Raw genomic sequence first — 19,822 nt, 5'->3', positions numbered from 1 at the left:
ATGCGAAAATATCCCGGGGGGTCCGGCACGGGCGGGGGCAGCGCCCCCTCCGCCGCCGCCTCAGCGCCCGACGCTGGTATAGGCCTCGAAGCCCGCCTTCTTCGCATCCTTGGCCGAATAGATATTGCGCAGATCGGCCATCCGCGGGCTCGCCATCTTCTTGGCGAGCCGCTTCAGATCGAGCGCGCGGAACTCGTTCCACTCGGTCAGGATCACCACACAATCGGCCTTGGTCGCCGCCTTGTAGGCATCCTCGGTCCAGATCACATGCGGCAACAGATGCGCCCCCTCGCGCTCGCCCTGCGGGTCGACTGCCCGCACCTTCGCCCCCGCGCCGACGAGCGCCGGCACGATCGTCAAGGACGGCGCATCGCGCATGTCATCGGTGTTGGGCTTGAAGGTAACCCCAAGGATCGCAATGGTTTTCCCATTCACCGAGCCGTCGCAGAGATCGACGATCTTGTCGATCATCCGCCGCTTCACCTCCTCGTTGACCTTGATCACCGTCTCGGTGATCTGCATCGGCACCGCATGATCCTGCCCCATCCGCGCGAGCGCCTGGGTGTCCTTGGGGAAGCACGAGCCGCCATAACCCGGCCCCGCATGCAGGAACTTGTTGCCGATCCGGCCATCGAGCCCCATGCCGCGCGACACCTCCTTCACATCGGCGCCAACCTTCTCGCACAGCCGCGCGATCTCGTTGATGAAGGTGATCTTGGTCGCCAGGAAGGCGTTGGCGGCATATTTGATCATCTCGGCGGTCTCGAGCCCGGTGTAAAGCACCGGGAATTCGCGCAGGAACAGCGGCCGATAGATCTCGCCCATGACCTCCTTGGCGCGCTCGCTGCCGACGCCCACGACGACCCGGTCGGGGCGCATGAAATCGTCGATCGCCGCCCCCTCGCGCAGGAATTCCGGGTTCGAGGCGACATCGAACTCGGCATCGGGGCGGGCCTTCTTGATCACCTGACGGACCTGGCGGTTGGTGCCGACCGGCACGGTCGATTTCGTCACCACGACCGTATAGCCGGTCATCGCCCCGGCAATCTCCTCGGCGGCGGCCATCACATAGCTCAGGTCGGCATGGCCATCGCCGCGCCGGGTGGGCGTGCCGACCGCAATGAACACCGCCTCCGCGCCCGCCACCGCGGCCGCCAGATCGCCGGTGAAGCTCAGCCGCCCCGCCGCCACGTTCTTCGCCATCAGCATGTCGAGGCCCGGCTCGTAGATCGGCACCTCGCCGCGGGTCAGCATCTCGATCTTCTTGGGATCCTTGTCGACACAGACGACCTCATGGCCGAAATCGGAGAAACACACCCCCGAAACGAGCCCGACATAGCCGGTGCCGATCATGGCGATTTTCATGCTGATACCCTCGTGATTGCCGCTCGGCCGCAGAGTCGAATCTCGCCCCGGCCTTGTCAACGCGTCATCGCGTTAAACGCTGGAAAGATGTTTGTTTTCGACATATTGGCGGTCGTATTCGAGAGGATGTCGGCTGAAACCCGCAGATGCGTGCCAAAGTGCAACACATCGCGCGGGCGCAGAAACCAGCTCACGATTTCCCCTTTGCAATTAACCGCGCTTGTGCGACTCTCGCCGCGATGCTGCCAGGGGTTTGGCGGCTTCTACGGTAATGACGGAGATTACTATGAAAAAACTCGCTATCATCACTCTCGCTGCTGGCCTCTCGGCTTCGACCGCTTTCGCCGGCGGCTACACCGCTCCGGTCGTCGAGGCCGAACCGGTCGTCGTCAAAGGCTCGTCGTCGTCGAACGCTGCTTGGGTCATCCCGGCTCTGCTGCTCGTCGGCGTCGCGGTTGCGGCTTCGAACTAATTTTCAGCTCTGCTGAGAATGAAGGCCGGAAAGCTCACGCTTTCCGGCTTTTTTCTATTCTGGCCAAGGGCGCGTTGCCCCGGCCCTTCTGGGGGCGCTGCCCCCTCGGCGCGTGCCGCGCCTCACCCCCGGGATATTTGCGCATCGTTGAAGGGCGAGGGGATGGCTGTTTCAATGATGTCGAAATATCCCGGGGGGCTGCCGGAGGCAGCGGGGGCGGCGCCTCCTCGACCGGGACAGGGGCGACTCAGCCGCGCAGCACCTGGATCGTGACATAGCCGAGTTCGGGGCCGAGCCATTGGCGCGACATCACGATCCGGCCCTCGGGGCTGACGATATAGACGTTGTCGATCACCGCGCCCGAGCCTTCGCAATGTTCCGCGACTTGCTGGCCCGAATAGGTGATCGCGCCGATCGGCTGGCTGACTTCGGCGCCGAGCGCGACGGTGCAGCGCATCGGCACCGGGCGTTCGATGCCCGAGCCGTCGAGGTAGCGTTGCACGCGCTCGGCTGTGCCGGGGCGGCGAGCGTGGATCAGGGCGCTGACGGCGGCGGTATCGCTCGACATCAGATCATTGCCGAGGCCGCGGGTGGCGGCCAGGAGCCCCGCGCGCAGCACGAGGCCGCGCTGATCGGGGCTTTGGTAGCTGCGCATCGCGCCGTTCTCGCCAACAAGGCCGAAGACCATCTGCGCGCCATTGGCCTCGAAGCTCGCCAGCACCACGGGGCCGGGGATCGAGGCGAGCGCGGCCTGGGCGAGATCGGGGGCGGGGGCCACGGCGGCCGGGGCTGCAGCGGCTTTGCGCCCGGGCAAGAGCCCGCCCAGTTTCGCGCCCACCGAGGCTTTCGGGGCGCCGAGCCCCGCCGAATCGCGCGCGCAGCCCGCCGTCACCAGCGCGATCAGCGCCAGCCCGCAGATCCCCCGCGCGAGCACCCGCCGGGGGCGCCGCCTGGTGTGGCTCATCGCCAGAATCTCCCCCAATCCTCGTAGAGGCCGCCCATATGGGTCTCGGTGACGGTCTCGTAGAGCCGCCCCTCGACATCGACGCGCGCCCCGCCGTCGCCGGTATAGGGCCGGATCGTCGGCGCGAAGGTCATCTGCGTCGGCTGGCCGAGCGCCCAGGACAGCGGGATCCGCAGCCGCACGCCCTTGTCGAAGCTGCCGGTGCCGAAATCGGCCGAGGACATGTCGGTGAGGGTCGCGAAGGCGCCCACGCTCCAGCCATTGGCGAGCTTGCGGTCGATCGAGACGGTCGCGCCCCAATCGCGCGCCAGATAGCGCCCGACATCGAGCTGGCCGGTCACGCCCGAGCCGAAATCGTAATAGGCCGAGAGATGGCCGGAGACGGTTTCATAATTCTGGAGGCCGAGGCGCTGGTCGAAATCGCGCTGCTTGACGAGATCGAGCTCGGCGCCGAGCGCGAGCCGGCTGTCGACCGGTTTCCACAGGATCTCGCCCGAAACGCCGCCATACATCCGCTCGAGATAGCCTAGGCTGACGCGGCTGTAGAGGTTTTCGCCGGGGCGGGCATACCAGGCGAGCTGGAGCCGTTGCAGCGTGGCATCGCCGTGTTTTTGGTATTCCGCGAGATCCGAGCGCACATGCTGGACCGGCGAGGTCGAGACGCGGGTCTGCTCATCGAGATTGCCCGCGACCTTCTGGTGCAGCGCGCCCGAAAGGACGAGCCCGGGCAGGAATTCGAGCCGGCCGGAAAGCTCGAGCCCGGCATCGGCATGCAGATCCTGGCCCGGATCGAAGCTCGAGAATTCGAGATAGGGTTTCACGCCGACCTGATAGCGCGGGTAGAGGCCCTCGGTCGGGGTAAAGGCGCCGGGCGCGGCCTCGCCGATCTGCGCGGCGGCGAGGATCTCGCCGGCCTGGGTGTTCTCGAGGCGCTCGAGATCGGCGCGGCGGAAGGTCACCGCCGAGGTCGGCATGCCGCCGGCGACCGGGGTGATGGTGATCGTCTCGACCGAGGGCGGCAGCGCGCGCGTCAGGATCCGCGCGGTATGGCCGATCGCCTGCGATTGCGCGCCATAGGTCTCGTTGCGCACCCGCACATCGACCGCGGTCGCGCTCAGGCGCATGCCGTCGAGCACCTGGCCGTCCTTGGCGAGCGCCTGCGCCACCGAGGCGCGAATCGCGGGTTCGGCGGTCGGGTCGGCGCTCCAGGCGCCCGACCAGCCCTCCGGGTCGGCGCCGGGCGCGGGGCGCGGGCGCACCGGCAGGGGCGCGGTCTCGAGCCCCGAGGGCGCGGGCGGCTGATGGGGGTCGAGGGCGATGGTGAACTGCACGCCGACCTCGGAGCCCGCGAGGTAATAGGCCGCGACCGAGGCCATCGGGTTGATCTTGTATTCGGCGCCGAAATTGAGCGAGCTCTTGCGGTAGAAACCGGCGAGCGCGGTCTCGGTGGCATAGGCGTCCGAGCTGATCTCGGCCTTCAGGGTGAGCTTGTCATTGGCCTGCCAGGCGAGGCCCGCGAAGGCCGCCATCGGGCCGCGGAACCAGGCATCGCCGTTCAGACGGCCGTCGAGGCTGCCGGCCGGGCGGGTGCCGCCGCCGAAAGACCCCTGGCTGCCGAGCCGGCCCCAGCCGATCCCGGCGGTGGCGCGAAGATCGGGGCGGAGCGTCTTCGTGGCCACAAGATATTCGGCGCTTTGCTGGCCGTTGCCCATGATATCGCGCAGGCCCACCGCAACCGCCGGGCGCATGCCGGCCTCGGAGAGGATCTGATAATGCAGATCGAGGCTGCGGTCCTTGAGCGCCGCACCGCCCGGGCCGAGGTCTTTCTCGCGCGAAAAGCGCAGCACGGCGGTCATCCGCGGCGCGATCTGGAAGGCGAAATTGCCGCGCACCTGATCGGCCCGCGCCGCCACCGAGGCCGCGACTGTGCCATCCGAGAGTGCCTCGGCGGTGGGCATGTCAAGCAGCCCCGGCGCGCCATAGGCCCCAAGGCTCCAGCCCATCGTCGCCTCGGCCTGCGCCGCGCTCTGGCCAAGCGGGAGCCCCGCGGCGAGCAGCGCAAGGGTGCTGATCTGAGCGAATTTCGGAAAACGGTGCGCCACGGGACCCTCCACTGTTTCGCCCTCTATAGCGGGCAGGGGGGGGCAAGGCGAGGGATTCGCGCCGATTTCGGGCGATTTCGGCGCGAAACGTGGCCCGGATGCGGCAATCCGCCCCGCGCGAGACGGGCGGGAACGTGGTAGAAGGGGGCTAAGATGCATTGAGGATGCAGGATTGGCTGCAGGAGCCCCGGATGCGCCCGCAAGACCTTGCCTCTCAGACCGTTGCCGCCGCGCCGAGCCTGTTTGCGCGGCTGATGCGCGCTCAGGCCGCGATCCGGCGTGAACTGCGCGAGATCGAGGGCGGGGTGGAGGCGGTCACGACCTCGCCAAACGCCGAGATTGTCGCGCTTATTCAAGAGCATGGCCGTGAGATGCAGCTCCGGTGGCTGGCCGGGGCGGGCGCGCCTGCGGGGCTGGCCGCGCGGGCGGGGCAGGTGGTGCTGGAGGTCGAGATGCTGCCGCAGGGGGTGCGGGTGACGGAGCGCTCCGAGCTGCCCGAGGTGGTCGAGCTGATCCGGGCGCATGCGCAGATCCTGTCGGGGTTTCTGGCGGCGGGCGGCGCGGGCAGCGCGGCCGGGGCCGAGGGCTTCGCGGGGCGCGGCTGACCCCGTGCCGGGGGGTGCGCCACGCGCGGGAGGGGAGGCCGGAGCGGGCACCGCTCCGGCCCTTTCGCTCACATGCAGGCCGCAAACAGCGCGCGGGTGTTCTCGCGCGTCATCTCGATCGGGTTGCCGCCGCAGGACGGGTCTTCGAGCGCCATTTCGGTCAGCATGTCGAGATCCTCGGCCCTGACCCCCATCGCGGTCAGATTTTCCGGGATATTCAGGGTCTTGCGCAGCTCCATGACCTTCGCCTTGAAGCCCTCGAAGCCGCCCGCGATGCCGAGATAGGCGGCAGCTTTCTCGATCCGCTCCTCGATCGCGGCGCGGTTGTAATCGAGCACCATCGGCATCACGCAGGCGTTCGTGGTGCCATGGTGGGTGCCGTAGACCGCGCCGACCGGGTGGCTGAGCGAGTGGATCGCGCCGAGGCCCTTCTGGAAGGCGACCGCGCCCATCGCGGCGGCCGACATCATCTGCGCGCGCGCCTCGATATCGCCCGGGGTGGCATAGACCTTGGGCAGGTTCTCGAAGACGAGCCGCATCCCCTCGAGCGCCACACCCTGGCTCATCGGGTGGTAGAAGGGCGAGCAGAAGGCCTCGAGGCAATGGGCGAGCGCGTCCATGCCGGTGCCGGCGGTGATGAAGGGCGGCATGCCGACGGTGAGCTCGGGGTCGCAGATCGTGACCGCGGGCATCAGTTTCGGATGGAAGATGATCTTCTTCTTGTGGGTCACGGAATTGGTCAGAACGCCCGCGCGCCCGACCTCGGAGCCGGTGCCCGCGGTCGTCGGCACGGCGAGGATCGGGGCGATTTTCGCGCCATCCGCGCGGGTCCACCAATCGCCGATATCCTCGAGATCCCAGACCGAGAGATCGGCGCGCTGACCGGCCATCAGGGCGATCATCTTGCCCAGATCGAGCGCCGAGCCGCCGCCGAAGCAGATCACGCCATCATGGCCGCCGGCCTGATAGACGGCGATGCCCGCGGCCATGTTGGCCTCGTTCGGGTTCGGGTCGACCTCGGAGAACACCGCGCGCCCGAGGCCCGCTTTCTCAAGGATATCAAGCGCCTGCGCGGTTATCGGCAGGGCGGCCAGCGCCTTGTCGGTGACCAGAAGGGGCTTCGTCAGCCCGACCGATCTGCAATGATCGGCGAGCTCGGCGATCCGGCCGGGGCCGAATTTGATCGCGGTCGGATAGGACCAGTTCACGCTGGGGGCAGTCATTTCGTCACCTTCTTGAGATGGTAGGATTTCGGGCGGGTCACGGCGTAATATCCCAGAACCGAGAGCGAGCCGCCGCGACCGGTGTCCTTGCAGCCGGTCCAGCACAGCGCCGGGTCGAGGTAATCGCAGCGGTTCATGAAGACCGTGCCGGTTTGCAATTGCGCGCCCACCGCCTCGGCGCGGGCGGGGTCGGCGGTCCAGAGCGAACAGGTCAGCCCGTAGGGGCTGTCGTTCATCGCCGCGATCGCCTCGGCGTCATCCTTGACCGACATGATGCCGACGACCGGGCCGAAGCTCTCCTCGCGCATCACCCGCATCTCGTGGTTGACGTTCACGAGGATCTGCGGCGCGAGATAGGCCTCGCCATCATCGGCGGGGAAGAGCGCGGGGGCGATGAGCGGCACCGCGCCTTCGGCCACGGCCTCGGCGATCTGGTCGCGCACGACGCGGGCGAAGCGTTTGTTGGCCATCGGGCCGAGGGTGCTCTCGGGCTCGAACGGGTTGCCGAGCTTGAGCGTTTTCACCCAGGCCACCGCCTTTTCGACGAAAGCGTCATAGAGGCTTTCATGGACATAGATCCGCTCGATCCCGCAGCAGCACTGGCCGGCGTTGAACATCGCGCCGTCCATCAGGCTGTCGACGGCGGCGTCGAGATCGGCGTCATCCATCACATAGCCCGGATCCTTGCCGCCGAGCTCGAGCCCGAGCCCGGTGAAGGTGCCCGCCGCGGCGCGTTCGATCGCCTGGCCGCCGCCGACCGAGCCGGTGAAGTTGATGAAGTTGAAGGCGCGCGCCTGGATCAGCGCCTCGGTGACCTCATGGGTGAGGTTGACGTTGAGGAAGAGATCCTCGGGCAGGCCGGCGGCGGCGAAGGCCTCGACGAGGCGCTCGCCCACCAGCATGGTCTGCGTCGCATGTTTGAGCACCACCGCATTGCCCGCGATCAGGGCGGGGACGAGGGTGTTGACGGTGGTCAGATAGGGGTAGTTCCAGGGCGCGATGATGAACACGACGCCGACCGGCTCGCGCGCGATCAGGCGGCGGAAGCGCTCGCTGTCCTCGACGACCATCGGCGCGAGCGCGGAGGGCGCGATCTCGGCCATATAGGCGGTGCGGTCGTTCACGCCGCCGAATTCGCCGCCAAAGCGCGTCGGGCGGCCCATCTGCCAGGCGAGTTCCTCGACCACCTGGTCCTTCATCTCGTTCAGTTGCGCGATGCCGGCCTTGACGAGCGCGATGCGCTCTTCAAGCGGGCGCGCGGCCCAATCGGCTTGCGCCACGCGCGCGCGCGCGATCAGCGCCTCGGCCTCGGCGAGCGAGAGGCCCGCCCGCTCGGCATAGACCCGGCCGTCCACCGGCGAGATACATTGGATCATTTTCGTCATGTCGACCTTCCTTCGGGCGCCCCTGCGGCGCCGCCATTCGGGCGCGCTCCGGGGGCCGGGGCGCGCGAAATCCTGTCGCGCTCAGGCGCGTTCAAAGCCGCGCGCGCGCTCCCAATCGGTCACCACGCGCAGCGATTCCTCGATCTCCCAGCGCGCGGCGTGATAATAATGCGCCACGACCTCTTCGCCCAGCACCCGGTTGAGCAGCCGGCTGTCCGAGAGCGCCTCGGCCGCCTCGATCAGCGAGCGCGGGATCTCGGGCGCGGTTTCGGATTGATAGAGGTCGCCCGAGACCGGCGCGCCCGGGTCGAGCATCTGCTCGATCCCCTCGAGCCCGGCCGCCAGAAGCGCCGCGCAGGCCAGATAGGGGTTGAGATCGGCGCCGCCGATCCGGCATTCGACGCGCACGGATTTGGTGTTCTCGCCGCAGATGCGGAAGCCCGCGGTGCGGTTGTCGAGCGACCAGACGGCCTTGGTGGGGGCGAACATGCCGACACAGAAGCGCTTGTAGCTGTTGACGTAAGGCGCGAGGAAATAGGAGATTTCCCGCGCGAAGGCGAGTTGGCCGGCGAGGAAGTGGCGCATCACCGAGGACATGCCGTGTTCGGCCGCGGGGTCGTAAAAGGCGTTCTGGCCATCGCGCCAGAGCGATTGGTGGATATGGCTCGACGAGCCCGCGCGCTTGTCGTCGTATTTCGCCATGAAGGTGACCGAGGCGCCGTGCTCTTGGGCGATCTGTTTCACGCCGAGCTTGATCAGGCTGTGCATGTCGGCGGTGTCGAGCGCGTCGGAATATTTCGCGTTGATCTCTTCCTGACCGGCATCGGCCTCGCCTTTCGAACATTCGATCGGGATCCCGGCGCCATAGAGCCCGTTGCGGATCGCGCGCATGATCGGCTCGTCGCGGGTGGCGCCCATGATCGAATAATCGACATTGTAGCGCGCCATCGGCGTGGGTTTGGGGTAGCCCGCGTCGAAAAGCGCGGCGAAGCTCTCCTCGAAGAGGAAGAACTCGAGCTCGGTCGCCATCACCGGCTCGAAGCCCATCGCGCGGGCGCGTTCGATCTGGCGGCGCAGGATCGAGCGCGGCGCATGGGGCACGGGGGCGTGGCTGTGGTGGTCGAGCACGTCGCACATCACAAGCGCGGTGCCCGGCGCCCAGGGGATCCGGCGCAGCGTGGCCAGATCGGGTTTCATGACATAATCGCCATAGCCCTTCGACCAGCTTGAGGCGGCATAGCCCGGCACGGTGATCATCTCCATGTCGGTGGCGAGCAGATAGTTGCAGCAATGCGTCTCCTCGAGCGCGCTTTCGAGGAAATGGCTGACGTGGAAGCGCTTGCCCTGCAAGCGGCCCTGCATGTCGCAAAGGCAGGTGATCACGGTGTCGATCTCGCCGGTTTTCGCGGCTTTCCTCAGATCGTCGAGGCTCAGGTTGGCGGGCATGGCTTCCTCCGGTGTCGGGTGTCCCGGCTTCTGGCGGCCGGGGCTTTGGGTCGGGCGGGGAGGGGCCGCGGGCGCGCCGCGGCCCCCTCAGGTTCAGCCGTAGCGATAGGGCTGACCCGCTTTCACCATCGTATCGTTATACTTCTTGATGATTTCGACAACCTTGGCCTTGAGCGGGCTTTCGGCGGCGATTTCCTCCCAGAATTTCTGGGCGGCGGCCTCGATTTGCGCGTAATCCGCGTCGGGCAGCGAGGTCAGCGTCATATCCGTGCCCTCGACGCGCAGCTTCGCCTCGCCCGCCCAATACCACCATTGCCGGCGGTAATGCGATTGGTCGAAACAGGTCTGCAGGAGCTGTTGCAGATGCGCCGGCAGGGCGTCCCAGCGCTCCATATTGGCGAAGAAATGCCCGATCCAGGCGCCCGAGATGTTGTTGGTGAGGAAATAGGGCGCGACCTTCGACCAGCCCGCGGTGTAATCCTCGGTGATCCCCGACCAGGCCAGACCGTCGAGCTCGCCGGTTTGCAGCGCGACCTCGACATCCTCCCAGGGCAGCGTGACCGGGATCACCCCGAATTGCGCCAGGAACCGCCCCGCGGTCGGGAAGGTGAAGACCCGCTTGCCCTTCAGATCGGCGAGCGAATTGATCGGCTCCTTCATGTTGAAGTTGCACGGATCCCACGAGCCCGCCGAGATATGCTTGATGCCGACCTTGGCGTATTCTTCCTCCCAGATCTCCTTCAGACCCCAGCTATTGAAGAGCGCGGGCACATCGAGCGAGTAGCGCAGCGCGAGCGGGAAATAGCCGCCGAAGACCGTGACCTCGGTCGGGCTGGCCATGCTGTCGTCATCCGACTGCACCGCGTCGATCGTGCCCGCCTGCATCGCGCGGAAGAGCTCGGAGGTCGGCACGAGCTGATCGGCGGTGTAGAGCTCGATCTCCATCTGGCCGTTGGCGATCGTGTTGAAGGCCTCGATGGCGGGTTTAACCACCTCTTCGGCGAGCGCGGGGCCCGCATAGGTCTGCAACCGCCATTTGATCGTGTCTTGTGCGCGCGCGGGCGCGGCGAGCCCGGCGGCGGCGGCGCCCACCGCGCCGGTGGTGAGGAACTTGCGTCTTGTGGTCGTCATTTCTCTCTCCTTGTTGGGGGATGGCCTCTGACGGGCCTTCGGGTGCCCCGTTTCGGGGTCTTGAACTCAGCGGCCGAGCACCGTTTGCGGCAGCCACAGCGCGATTTGCGGGAAGACCATGACCAGGATCAGCGTCGCGATCATCACCAGAACGAAGGGAAAGACCGAGCGGTAAATCACCGGCAGGGTAAATTCCGGCGGCGCCATCGCCTTCATCAGGAACAGGTTGTAGCCAAAGGGCGGGGTCAGATAGGCGATCTGGCAGGTGATCGTGTAAAGCACGCCATACCAGACGAGATCGAAGCCCAAGGTCTTGGCAAGGCTCACATAAACCGGCGCGACGATGACCAGCATCGCGGTGTCGTCAAGGAACATCCCCATCACGAGGAAGCTCGCCTGCATCAGCACGAGCACCTGCCATGGCGCGAGGCCGAGCGAGTTGAGGAAGAAATCATTGATCGCGCGGCCCGCGCCGAGGCCGTCGAAGACCGCCCCGAAGCTCAGCGCGGCGGTGATGATCAGCATGAACATCACCGTGATCGCGAGCGTCTGGCGGGTCGCCACCTCGAAGACCTGACGGGTGAAGCGGCGCTTGACCACCGCCGCGGCGACGGCGGCGAGCGCGCCGATCACCGAGGCCTCGGTCAGGCTCGCCCAGCCGTTGAGGAAGGGCACCATCATCGCAACGAAGATGAACACCGGCAGCAGCCCCGCCCGCAACAGCCGGAATTTCTCGGCGCGGGTGACGGCGGCGAGCTCCTCGGGCGGCATCGGCGGCGCGAGCGCGGGGTTCAGCTTGGTGCGCACGAGAATGTAGAGGATGAAGAGCGTCGCCATCAAAAGCCCCGGCACCGCGCCCGCGAGCCAGAGCTCCGAGACCGGCTGGCGCGCGATCAGCGAAAAGAGCACCAGGACGACCGAGGGCGGGATCAGGATGCCAAGCGAGGAGCCCGCCTGAATCACCCCGGAAATCATCAGCTTGTCATAGCCGCGGCGCATCAGCTCGGGCAGCGCGATGGTGGCGCCGATCGCCATCCCCGCGACCGAGAGCCCGTTCATCACCGAGATCATCACCATCAACAGGATCGTGCCGATCGCAAGCCCCCCCGGCACCGGCCCGAACCAGACATGGAACATCCGGTAAAGATCATCGGCGAGGCGGCTCTCGCTCATCACATAGCCCATGAAGACGAACATCGGCAGCGTCAGCAGCGGCGTCCATTTCATCAGCTTCATCACCGCCGAAAAGCCCATCGCCGAGCCGCCCTGACCCCAGAGCGCCAGCGCCGCCACCACCGCCACAAAGCCGATGGCGCCAAAGACGCGCTGGCCGGTGACCATCATCAGCAGCATCGTCGAGAACATCAAAAGCGCGATCATGTTGTGATCCATCAGATCTTCACCCCGCGGATCGTCGCAATGTCGCGGATCAGATGAACTCCGGCCTGCAACAGCATGAGAAGAAAGGAAAAGGTGATGATCGACTTGATCGGCCAGAGCGGCGGGCGCCAGGCGGTCGGGTTCACCTCGTTCATCTCGAAGGCGTAGACGGTCGAATCGAACGCGCCCCAGAGCATCACGCCGAGGTAGAACATCAGCGCAAAGACCGTGAACGCATCCCAGATCGCCTGACCGCGCGGGCTGTAGCGCGAATAGAGCAGATCCATGCGCACATTGGTGTCGAGCTGGAACGTATAGGGCGCCCCCAACATGTAGTAGGCGACGAGCACGAATTGCGCCATCTCCAGCGTCCAGATCGCCGGCATATGCAGGATCTTCGTCACCGAGGAGAACAGCATGATCGCCATCATCACATAGAGCAGATACATGGCGAAGCGCCCGACGCGCAGGGTCACGCGGTCGATGAGGCGGATATAGGCGAGGCACCAGCCGGGCATCACGCGCCCCCCTCGAAGCGGGTGAGCGCGGCGGTGAGGGCCGGGGCGAGGGTCTCGGCCATCGCCTCCTGAGCGGCCTCGGTCGCGATCAGGTCGTTGCGCAGCTCGATCATCACATGCGGCAGGCCCATGGGCGTCGCGTGACGCGCGAGCGTATGGGCCACGCCATCGGCGCCCGAATAGGGCTCGTTGAGGCGGCAATCGAGGCCGGTGCGCGCGCGCGCCTCGGCGAGCAGGCTTTCGGCAAAGCGCGGGTCGGCGTCGTGGATCAGGCCGAGCTCGACCGCGCGGGGGGTGCCGTTGAACACCGGGGTGAAGCTGTGGACGGTGACCAGAACCGGCACGAGCCCGAGCGCGAGGCGGCGCGAGATTTCGGCGCAGGTGCGGGCGTGGAAGGGCAGGTAGAGCGCCTCGGTGCGCTCATAGCGCTGGGCGGGGGTGAGGCCGCGGTTGCCGGGGATGTCGTAGATCTCGGAGCGCGCGGGCATCGCGGCGGGGGCGTTTGGCGGGCGGTTGAGGTCATAGACGAGGCGGGTGACTCCGGCGCGCACGAGGGGCGCATCGAGCCGGCGCGCGAGCCCGCGCGCGAGCCCCAGCGCGCCCGGATCCCAGGCGATATGCGCGGCGCGCGCCTCCGCGTCGAGGCCCAGATCGCCCCAGCGCGGCGGGAAGAAATTGCTCGCGTGCTCACAGACCAGAACGAAGCGGCCCGCCGCCTCGATCCGTTCCACGGTCACAGCCAATCCGTCGGCCTGATCCGTCATGTTACCCTGTCGATTCTGATTTGATCTTTTGGTCAGGCTCGCGCGGCGCGCCCCCTTCTGTCAACATCATTTCAAATTTCCAAATTCTGTTACAATCTGTTCTGGCCGCGAGTCGGGCGGCGGCGGGGAGATTGCCTGATTTGGCGGCACAAGAGAGTATCGAAGAGCAGTTGCGCGCCGCGATCGGGGCGATGACGCGGGCCGAAAAGCAGCTCGCGGGCCATATTTTGCGGCATTATCCGGTGGCGCTCTGGGGCTCGGTGACGCAGCTTGCGCGCGCGGCCGAGGTGAGCTCGCCGACCGTGGTGCGGCTGGCGCAGAAGATGGGGTTTGGGGGGTATCCCGGGCTTCAGGCGGCGGTGCGCGAGGAGCTCGAGGCGCGGCTCGAGAGCCCGCTGGCCAAGCATGACCGCTGGGCCGCGGATGCGCCCAAGGCCCATATCCTCAACCGCTTCGCCGATGCGGTGCTCGGCAATCTGCAAGCCACGCTCGCGCAGATCGACCATGCGGAATTCGACGCGGCGGCGGCGTTGCTCGCGGACCCCGCGCGCAAGATCTATGCCACCGGCGGGCGGATCACGCTGGCGATGGCGGAATATTTCGTCACCCATATGAAGGTGATCCGGCCGCAGGTGGAGCTGCTCAGCCCGGTCTCGAACGCCTGGCCGCCGCAGCTCATCGAGATGCGGCCGGGCGATGTTCTGCTCGTCTTCGATATCCGCCGCTATGAGGCGAATGTGTTGCAACTCGTTGAAATGGCGGCGGAACAGGGCGCCGAGGTGATCCTCGTCACCGACCCTTGGGTGAGCCCCGCGGCGGCGCATGCGCGCTATCGCTTCTCGGCGCAGATCGAGGTGCCGAGTGCCTGGGACTCGACCGTCGCGATCCAGGTTCTGGTCGAGACGCTGATGGCTTCGGTGCAATCGCTGACCTGGCGCGAGACCGAGGCGCGGATGCGCCGGCTCGAGGAGCTCTACGCCCGCGCGCGGTTCTTTGGCGGGCGGAAGTAGCGGCCCGAGGGTGCCCCGGGCCGCCGTCGGCCTCAGCCGAGGTTCAGCCAGACCGATTTCGTCTGGGTATATTGGCTCAGCGCCTCGAAGCATTTGTCGCGGCCGTTGCCGGTCTGTTTGTAGCCGCCCCAGATCGAGGTCATGTCGCCATGATCGAAGCAGTTCACCCAGCACACGCCCGCCTCCATGTCGCGCGCGAAGCGATGCGCGGCGTTGAGGTCGCGCGTCCAGACCGAGGCGGCGAGGCCGTAGATCGAGTCGTTGGCGATCTCGAGGGCGTTGTCGAGCCCGTCGACCGGGATGATCGCGCCGACCGGCCCGAAGATTTCCTCGCGCGCGATGGTCATCTGGTTGGTCACGCCGGTGAAGAGGGTGGGGGCGACATAGGCGCCGGCGTTGAGCGCGGCGGGGGCGGCGCCGCCCATCGCGAGCGTGGCGCCCTCCGCGCGGCCCTTCTCGACATAGCCGAGCACACGCGCCTGATGTTCGGCGGTGACGAGCGGGCCCATCGTGGTCGCCGGGTCGAGCGGGTTGCCGGGGAGGAAGCTCGCCTGCGCGATCTCGATGAATTTCTCGACGAAAGCGTCATGGATCTCGCGCGCGACGAGGATCCGCGAGCCGGCGTTGCAGACCTCGCCCTGGTTGCCATAGATGCCGTTGACGGCATAGGTCGCGGCGGTTTCGAGGTCATCCCAGTCGCTCAGGATGATCTGCGGCGTCTTGCCGCCGCATTCGGTCGAGACGCGTTTCATGTTCGACTGGCCGGCATAGACCATCAGCAGCTTGCCGACCTCGGTCGAGCCGGTGAAGGCGATCTTGTCGACATCCATATGCAGCGCGAGCGCGCGGCCGGCTTCCTCGCCGAGGCCATGGACGACGTTGAACACGCCGGTCGGGCCGCCGGCCTCGAGGAAGAGCTCGGCCAGAAGGTTCGCCGAGAGGGGCGATTGTTCGGCGGGTTTGAGCACCACCGAGTTGCCCGCCGCGAGCGCCGGGCCGAGCTTCCAGGCGGCCATCATCAGCGGGTAGTTCCACGGCACGATCAGCCCGACGACGCCGAGCGGCTGGCGCAGGATGTAATGGAGCGCGTCGGCGGCGGTGTTGGTGACCGAGCCGTTGAACTTGTCGATCGTCTCGGCGAAGAATTTCAGCGCCATCACCGAGCCGGGCACGTCGATGTTGATCATGTCCATCACCGGCTTGCCCATGTCGAGGCTGTCGAGCACGGCGAATTCGTCCGTGTGGGCCTCGACGAGGGCGGCGAATTTCTCGAGCACCGCCATGCGCTCGCGCGGGGCCATTTTCGACCAGACGCCCGAGCGGAAGGCCTTGCGGGCGGAGGCGACGGCGCGGTCGATCTCGGCCTGACCGCCGCGGGCGACCTCGGTGATCGTCTCGCCGGTGGCGGGGTTGATGGTCGGGAAGCGGCGGCCGTCGGCCGAGGGCAGATAGGCGCCGTCGATGAAATGCTCGGTGCGCAGTTTCAGCCCGGCGGCCTTCGCCATCCAGAAATCGAGCGTGTAGTCAGTCATGGGTAACTCCCTGGGTTGATTGGTTATTTGCGGTCGCGCAGGAGGCCGACCGAGAGGATGATGAGGCCGATCGAGGCCGCCACGATCAGCGCGCCGATGGCGTTGATCTCGGGCGTGATGCCGCGGCGCAGGGTCGAGTAGATGTAGATCGGCAGGGTGATTTCGCGGCCGGTGAGGAAATAGGTCACCGGGATCTCGTCGAAGCTGAGCGTGAAGCTCAACAGCCCCGCGCCGAGGATCGCCGGGCGGATCGCGGGCAGCGTCACGCGGCGGAAGGTCTCGAAGGGCCCCGCGCCGAGGTCGGCCGAGGCCTCGGCCTGACGCGCATCGAGTTTCGCCAGCCGCGCCATCACCTGGCTGACCACCACGCCCAGAAGCGCCGTCGCATGGCCGATGACGACCGCGGTGAGGCTCTGCGGGATGCCGAGCTGCTTGTAGAAGTTCAGCATCGCGATCCCGGTGACGAGGCCCGGCAGGCTGAGCGGCAAGAGGATCGCGTTCTGGAAGAGGCCCTTGCCGGGGAAGTCGTAGCGATCGAGCGCGAGCGCGGCCAGCGTGCCGAGCGAGAGGGTGATCGCGGTCGCGGCCGAGGCCACGATCAGGCTGTTGCCGAGCGCGCGCAGCATCTGCTCATTGGCCAGAACCGCCTGATACCACCGCCAGGTGAAGCCCGCGAGCGGGAAGGAGGTCACCGAGCTGTCGTTGAAGGAGAAGAGCACGAGCATCACGATCGGCAGGTAGAGGAACATGAGCACCCCGAACACGAAGCCGATCATGCCTTTTTGCCACCACAGGAGGGATTTCATCGCGCCACCTCACTTCATCGCCACGCGGCCCGCGCGGTCGAGCCGCGCCGAGAGCCACAGGATTGCCATCACCATGATCAGAACCAGCGTGGCGAGCGCCGAGCCGAGCGGCCAGTTGAGCGCCGCGCCGAACTGGCTTTGCAGAAGGTTCGCCACCATCGTGCCATCGGGCCCGCCGACCAGAACGGGGGCGACGAAATCGCCAAACGCGAGGCAGAAGGTCATCGTGGCGCCCGCCACCACGCCGCCGAGCGAGAGCGGCGCGATCACTTTCCAGAAGGTGCGCATCGGGCCGACGCCGAGATCCTCGGAGGCCTCGATCAGCCGTTTGGGGATATTTTCGAGCACCGCATAGATCGGCATGACCATGAAGGGCACGAAGATATAGGTCAGGGTGATGACCATCGCGGTCTGGTTGTAGAGGAAGGCATCGAGCGGCGTGTCGATCACGCCAAGCGCGATCAGCGCCGAGTTGAGCGCGCCATCATTGCCCAGGATGATCTTCCAGGTATAGGCGCGCAGCAGGTAGCTGACCCAGAGCGGCACGATCACCAGCATGTAGAGCAGGTTGCGCAGCTTGTCGGAGTCCACCGTGAAAACAAGGAAGTAGGCGAGAGGGTAGCCGAGCGCGAGGGCGAAGGCCGTGACCATCACCGCGATCTTCAGCGTGCGCAGGATCACGGTGGTATATTGCGGGTCGGAGAATAGCTGGACGTAGTTGCCGAACTGGAAATCGGGCACGAAGAGCGGGAACTGGCGCGTCCAGAAGCCCACCGCGATCATCAAGAGATAGGGCACGACGAGCAGGAGCAGCACCCACAGGAGCGGCAGCCCGAAGAGCCCGGAGAAGGCGAGCGGCGTTGCGCGGGCGGGGGTCATGCCGAGGCCTCCTCGGCAAAGAGCATCACCTCGGCCGGGTCGACGCCGAGCGTGATCGGCGCGCCGGGGGCGAGCGTGCCCATCCGGTCGGCCATCGCGCGGCCAAGCTCGACGAAGGCGGGGGTCGGGTTGCCCGCGAAGGTAAACTCGATGCGGATCCGGTCGCCATGGAACAGCGTCTCGACGATCTGGCCGGTGAAGCGGTTGGTCTCGATCTCGGGGCGCAGCCGTTCGGGGCGCAGCCCGATCCGCACGCGCTGGCCGGAGCGGAACGGGCCCGGGCTGCCGGCGCCGCCGGGGCGGCGGGTGATCTCGGTGCCGCCTTGCAGGGTCAGCCGCTCGAGCCCGCCCTCGAGGCCCTTGAACTCGGCTTCGATCAGGTTCGCCGCGCCGATGAAATCGGCGACATAGGGGGTCGCGGGGCGGTCATAGAGCGCGCCGGGCGAGCCGATCTGGCAGATCCGGCCCTGTTGCATGACCACGATCCGGTCGGACAGCGCGAGCGCCTCGGTCTGGTCATGGGTGACCATCAGGAAGGTGATGCCGAGCTCGCGGTGGAGGCGCTTGAGCTCGACCTGCATGGTCTCGCGCAGCTTCACATCGAGCGCCGAGAGCGGCTCATCGAGGAGCAGCACCCGCGGCCGGCGGATCAGCGCGCGCGCCATCGCGACGCGCTGGCGCTGGCCGCCCGAGAGCGCGCCGGGGCGTTTCATCCCCGCCTGCGCGAGCCCGACCATCTCGAGCACCTCGCCCACCTGCCGCCCCAGATCGCCCCGATCGGGCCGCGCGCCGCCGGTCGTGAGCCCGTAGGCCACGTTCTCGGCCACCGTCATATGCGGAAAGAGCGCGTAATCCTGAAACACCGTGTTCACCGGGCGGCGGTAGGGCGGGTTCTTCGTCACATCCTGCCCGGCGATCTCGATGCGCCCGCTCGAGGGCAGCTCGAAGCCGCCGATCAGCCGCAGCGTGGTGGTCTTGCCGCAGCCCGAGGGGCCGAGCAGGGTGACGAATTCGCCCTCGCCGATCTCGAAATCGGTCTCGTGGAGGGCTTTGAAGGTGCCAAAATTCTTGGTGACGCCCGAGAGCGTCACGATCGGGGTCGCGACCATTGCTGTATCCTTGATTGAGGGGGAGGCGGATCGGCGCCCGGGGGAAAGGGGGAACCCCGGGCGCCCGAGCGGGCCTTACGGCGCCGCCTTCACCGCGTTCCAGGTCTCGATATATTTGTCGAGCCGGGCGGGTTGTTGCCACATCACGAGGCTTTTGACGAAGTCGATATTGCCGACCTGACGTTCCTTCTTCATCTCCTCATCCATGCAGGCCTCGACCGCGACCGGGTTGACCGGGAAATAGCCGGTGGCCTTGGCCAGACCGCATTGGCCCTCGGGCGATTGCATGAAGGAGAGGAACTGATAGGCGCATTCGGTGTTGGGCGAGCCTTTCGCCAGCATCATCGAATCCATCCAGCCTTCGGATTTTTCCTTGGGCGAGAATTCGGCCACGGTGAAGCCCTTGCCCAGCGCGTTGACATCCTTGCTGGTCAGCCCGGTCCAGGCGTTCGAGACATAGACCTCCTGGTTGGCCATCAGCTCGGTCAGCTCGCCCGCGGTGGTCCAGTATTTGCGCACCAGCGGCTTTTGCTCGATCAGCTTGGCCTTGACCGCCTCGAGCTCCTCGTCGGAGAGGTCGAAGACATTGGGGTAGCCCAGATAGCGCGCGGCCCAATAGATGGCGGATTTGTCATCCCACATAGAGATCTTGCCCTTGTAGGCCGGGTCGAAGAGCAGGCCGATCGAATCGGGGGTGCCCGCGACCTGATCGGGGCGGTAGATCATCGAGACCGAGCCCCAGATCAGCGGCACGGCCCAGGGCCCGCCATCGGCCATGATCGTCGCATCGCCCGAGAACTCGGGGTAGATGCCGTCAAAGCCCGTGACTTTCGGCGCCTCGATCGGGTCGACGAAACCCGCCATGCGCATCATGCCGACCGTGTCGAGCGAGGGGGTGATCACGTCATAGACGCCGCCGCCCGCGGCCAGTTTCGCCGCGAAATCATCGTTCGAGCCGACATAGGTCGTCGAGACCTTGCAGCCCGATTGCGCCTCGAAGGGGGCGATAAAGGAGGCGTCGGCATAGCCCTCCCAGGTCAGCAGATTGAGCTCGCCCGCGAGCGCGGAGAGCGGCTGGGCGACGAGCGCGAGGCTCGTGAGCCCGGTCGCGAGGGTCTTGAAGGTCATGGG

General features: G+C 66.7%; 19 protein-coding genes. 3 read left to right on the top strand and 16 right to left on the bottom strand.

What is annotated here, in order from left to right:
- Window positions 1-60: 60 nt before the first annotated feature.
- Together LPB142_RS12315 and LPB142_RS19105 are read right to left on the bottom strand one after the other, a co-directional pair.
- Window positions 61-1,365: a UDP-glucose dehydrogenase family protein gene (locus tag LPB142_RS12315; RefSeq protein ID WP_071166558.1), complete on the bottom strand. Its 1,305-nt coding sequence runs from the start codon at window positions 1,363-1,365 to the stop codon at window positions 61-63.
- A 56-nt stretch (window positions 1,366-1,421) separates the two neighbouring features.
- Entirely contained in the window at window positions 1,422-1,559 is a 138-nt protein-coding gene (locus tag LPB142_RS19105) for a hypothetical protein (RefSeq protein WP_156506799.1), read from the bottom strand.
- Window positions 1,560-1,651: 92 nt separating this feature from the next.
- Here LPB142_RS19105 and LPB142_RS12310 point away from each other — a divergent pair, with 92 nt between their 5' ends.
- Window positions 1,652-1,837, top strand: a complete 186-nt coding sequence (locus LPB142_RS12310; RefSeq protein WP_156506800.1) for a hypothetical protein — start codon at window positions 1,652-1,654, stop codon at window positions 1,835-1,837.
- A 247-nt stretch (window positions 1,838-2,084) separates the two neighbouring features.
- Here the strand turns inward: LPB142_RS12310 and LPB142_RS12305 are convergent, their stop codons facing one another.
- Window positions 2,085-2,801, bottom strand: coding sequence for a YjbF family lipoprotein (locus tag LPB142_RS12305; protein WP_083392684.1), 717 nt, complete (start codon window positions 2,799-2,801; stop codon window positions 2,085-2,087).
- Complete coding sequence (locus LPB142_RS12300) at window positions 2,798-4,903, bottom strand: YjbH domain-containing protein (RefSeq protein WP_198037831.1); 2,106 nt, start codon at window positions 4,901-4,903, stop codon at window positions 2,798-2,800. Before LPB142_RS12300 ends, LPB142_RS12305 begins: the two co-directional genes overlap by 4 nt.
- A gap of 191 nt (window positions 4,904-5,094) precedes the next feature.
- Here LPB142_RS12300 and LPB142_RS12295 point away from each other — a divergent pair, with 191 nt between their 5' ends.
- The gene (locus tag LPB142_RS12295) at window positions 5,095-5,508 is read left to right on the top strand and encodes a hypothetical protein (RefSeq protein WP_071167244.1); all 414 of its coding nucleotides are present in this window, start codon (window positions 5,095-5,097) and stop codon (window positions 5,506-5,508) included.
- A 68-nt stretch (window positions 5,509-5,576) separates the two neighbouring features.
- Here the strand turns inward: LPB142_RS12295 and LPB142_RS12290 are convergent, their stop codons facing one another.
- From LPB142_RS12290 to LPB142_RS12260, 7 genes are all read right to left on the bottom strand, one after another.
- Window positions 5,577-6,731: an iron-containing alcohol dehydrogenase gene (locus LPB142_RS12290; protein WP_071166556.1), complete on the bottom strand. Its 1,155-nt coding sequence runs from the start codon at window positions 6,729-6,731 to the stop codon at window positions 5,577-5,579.
- The gene (locus tag LPB142_RS12285) at window positions 6,728-8,116 is read right to left on the bottom strand and encodes an aldehyde dehydrogenase family protein (RefSeq protein ID WP_071166555.1); all 1,389 of its coding nucleotides are present in this window, start codon (window positions 8,114-8,116) and stop codon (window positions 6,728-6,730) included. Before LPB142_RS12285 ends, LPB142_RS12290 begins: the two co-directional genes overlap by 4 nt.
- 81 nt (window positions 8,117-8,197) lie before the next feature.
- A complete protein-coding gene (locus tag LPB142_RS12280) occupies window positions 8,198-9,562 on the bottom strand; it encodes a glutamine synthetase family protein (protein WP_071166554.1) in 1,365 nt (454 codons plus the stop codon).
- 93 nt (window positions 9,563-9,655) lie between these two features.
- Entirely contained in the window at window positions 9,656-10,693 is a 1,038-nt protein-coding gene (locus LPB142_RS12275; RefSeq protein WP_071166553.1) for a TRAP transporter substrate-binding protein, read from the bottom strand.
- A gap of 66 nt (window positions 10,694-10,759) precedes the next feature.
- Window positions 10,760-12,085, bottom strand: coding sequence for a TRAP transporter large permease (locus tag LPB142_RS12270; protein WP_071166552.1), 1,326 nt, complete (start codon window positions 12,083-12,085; stop codon window positions 10,760-10,762).
- Window positions 12,085-12,591 (bottom strand): TRAP transporter small permease subunit, encoded by a 507-nt coding sequence (locus LPB142_RS12265; protein WP_068765771.1) that lies wholly within the window; start codon window positions 12,589-12,591, stop codon window positions 12,085-12,087. Before LPB142_RS12265 ends, LPB142_RS12270 begins: the two co-directional genes overlap by 1 nt.
- A complete protein-coding gene (locus LPB142_RS12260) occupies window positions 12,591-13,355 on the bottom strand; it encodes an N-formylglutamate amidohydrolase (protein ID WP_071166551.1) in 765 nt (254 codons plus the stop codon). Before LPB142_RS12260 ends, LPB142_RS12265 begins: the two co-directional genes overlap by 1 nt.
- Before the next feature lie 191 nt (window positions 13,356-13,546).
- Between LPB142_RS12260 and LPB142_RS12255 the strand changes: the two genes are divergently transcribed.
- Window positions 13,547-14,365 carry a MurR/RpiR family transcriptional regulator gene (locus tag LPB142_RS12255; RefSeq protein WP_068765920.1) on the top strand — a complete coding sequence of 273 codons (819 nt, stop codon included), beginning with the start codon at window positions 13,547-13,549 and terminating at the stop codon, window positions 14,363-14,365.
- Between the two features lie 32 nt (window positions 14,366-14,397).
- Here LPB142_RS12255 and LPB142_RS12250 read toward each other — a convergent pair whose 3' ends face one another.
- The 5 genes from LPB142_RS12250 to LPB142_RS12230 all read right to left on the bottom strand — a co-directional run bounded on the left by LPB142_RS12250 (window position 14,398) and on the right by LPB142_RS12230 (window position 19,819).
- Window positions 14,398-15,897, bottom strand: coding sequence for an aldehyde dehydrogenase (locus tag LPB142_RS12250; protein ID WP_071166550.1), 1,500 nt, complete (start codon window positions 15,895-15,897; stop codon window positions 14,398-14,400).
- Window positions 15,898-15,920: 23 nt separating this feature from the next.
- Window positions 15,921-16,703, bottom strand: coding sequence for an ABC transporter permease (locus LPB142_RS12245; protein ID WP_071166549.1), 783 nt, complete (start codon window positions 16,701-16,703; stop codon window positions 15,921-15,923).
- A 9-nt stretch (window positions 16,704-16,712) separates the two neighbouring features.
- Window positions 16,713-17,582 (bottom strand): ABC transporter permease, encoded by an 870-nt coding sequence (locus tag LPB142_RS12240; RefSeq protein ID WP_068765775.1) that lies wholly within the window; start codon window positions 17,580-17,582, stop codon window positions 16,713-16,715.
- Entirely contained in the window at window positions 17,579-18,691 is a 1,113-nt protein-coding gene (locus LPB142_RS12235) for an ABC transporter ATP-binding protein (RefSeq protein ID WP_071166548.1), read from the bottom strand. Before LPB142_RS12235 ends, LPB142_RS12240 begins: the two co-directional genes overlap by 4 nt.
- Window positions 18,692-18,766: 75 nt before the next feature.
- Window positions 18,767-19,819, bottom strand: coding sequence for an ABC transporter substrate-binding protein (locus LPB142_RS12230; protein WP_071166547.1), 1,053 nt, complete (start codon window positions 19,817-19,819; stop codon window positions 18,767-18,769).
- Between the last annotated feature and the right edge of the window lie 3 nt (window positions 19,820-19,822).

Origin of the sequence: Rhodobacter xanthinilyticus (assembly GCF_001856665.1) — a bacterium.
GTDB classification, from domain to species: Bacteria; Pseudomonadota; Alphaproteobacteria; order Rhodobacterales; family Rhodobacteraceae; genus Rhodobacter; species Rhodobacter xanthinilyticus.
This window is presented reverse-complemented; position numbering and strand designations above follow the sequence as displayed.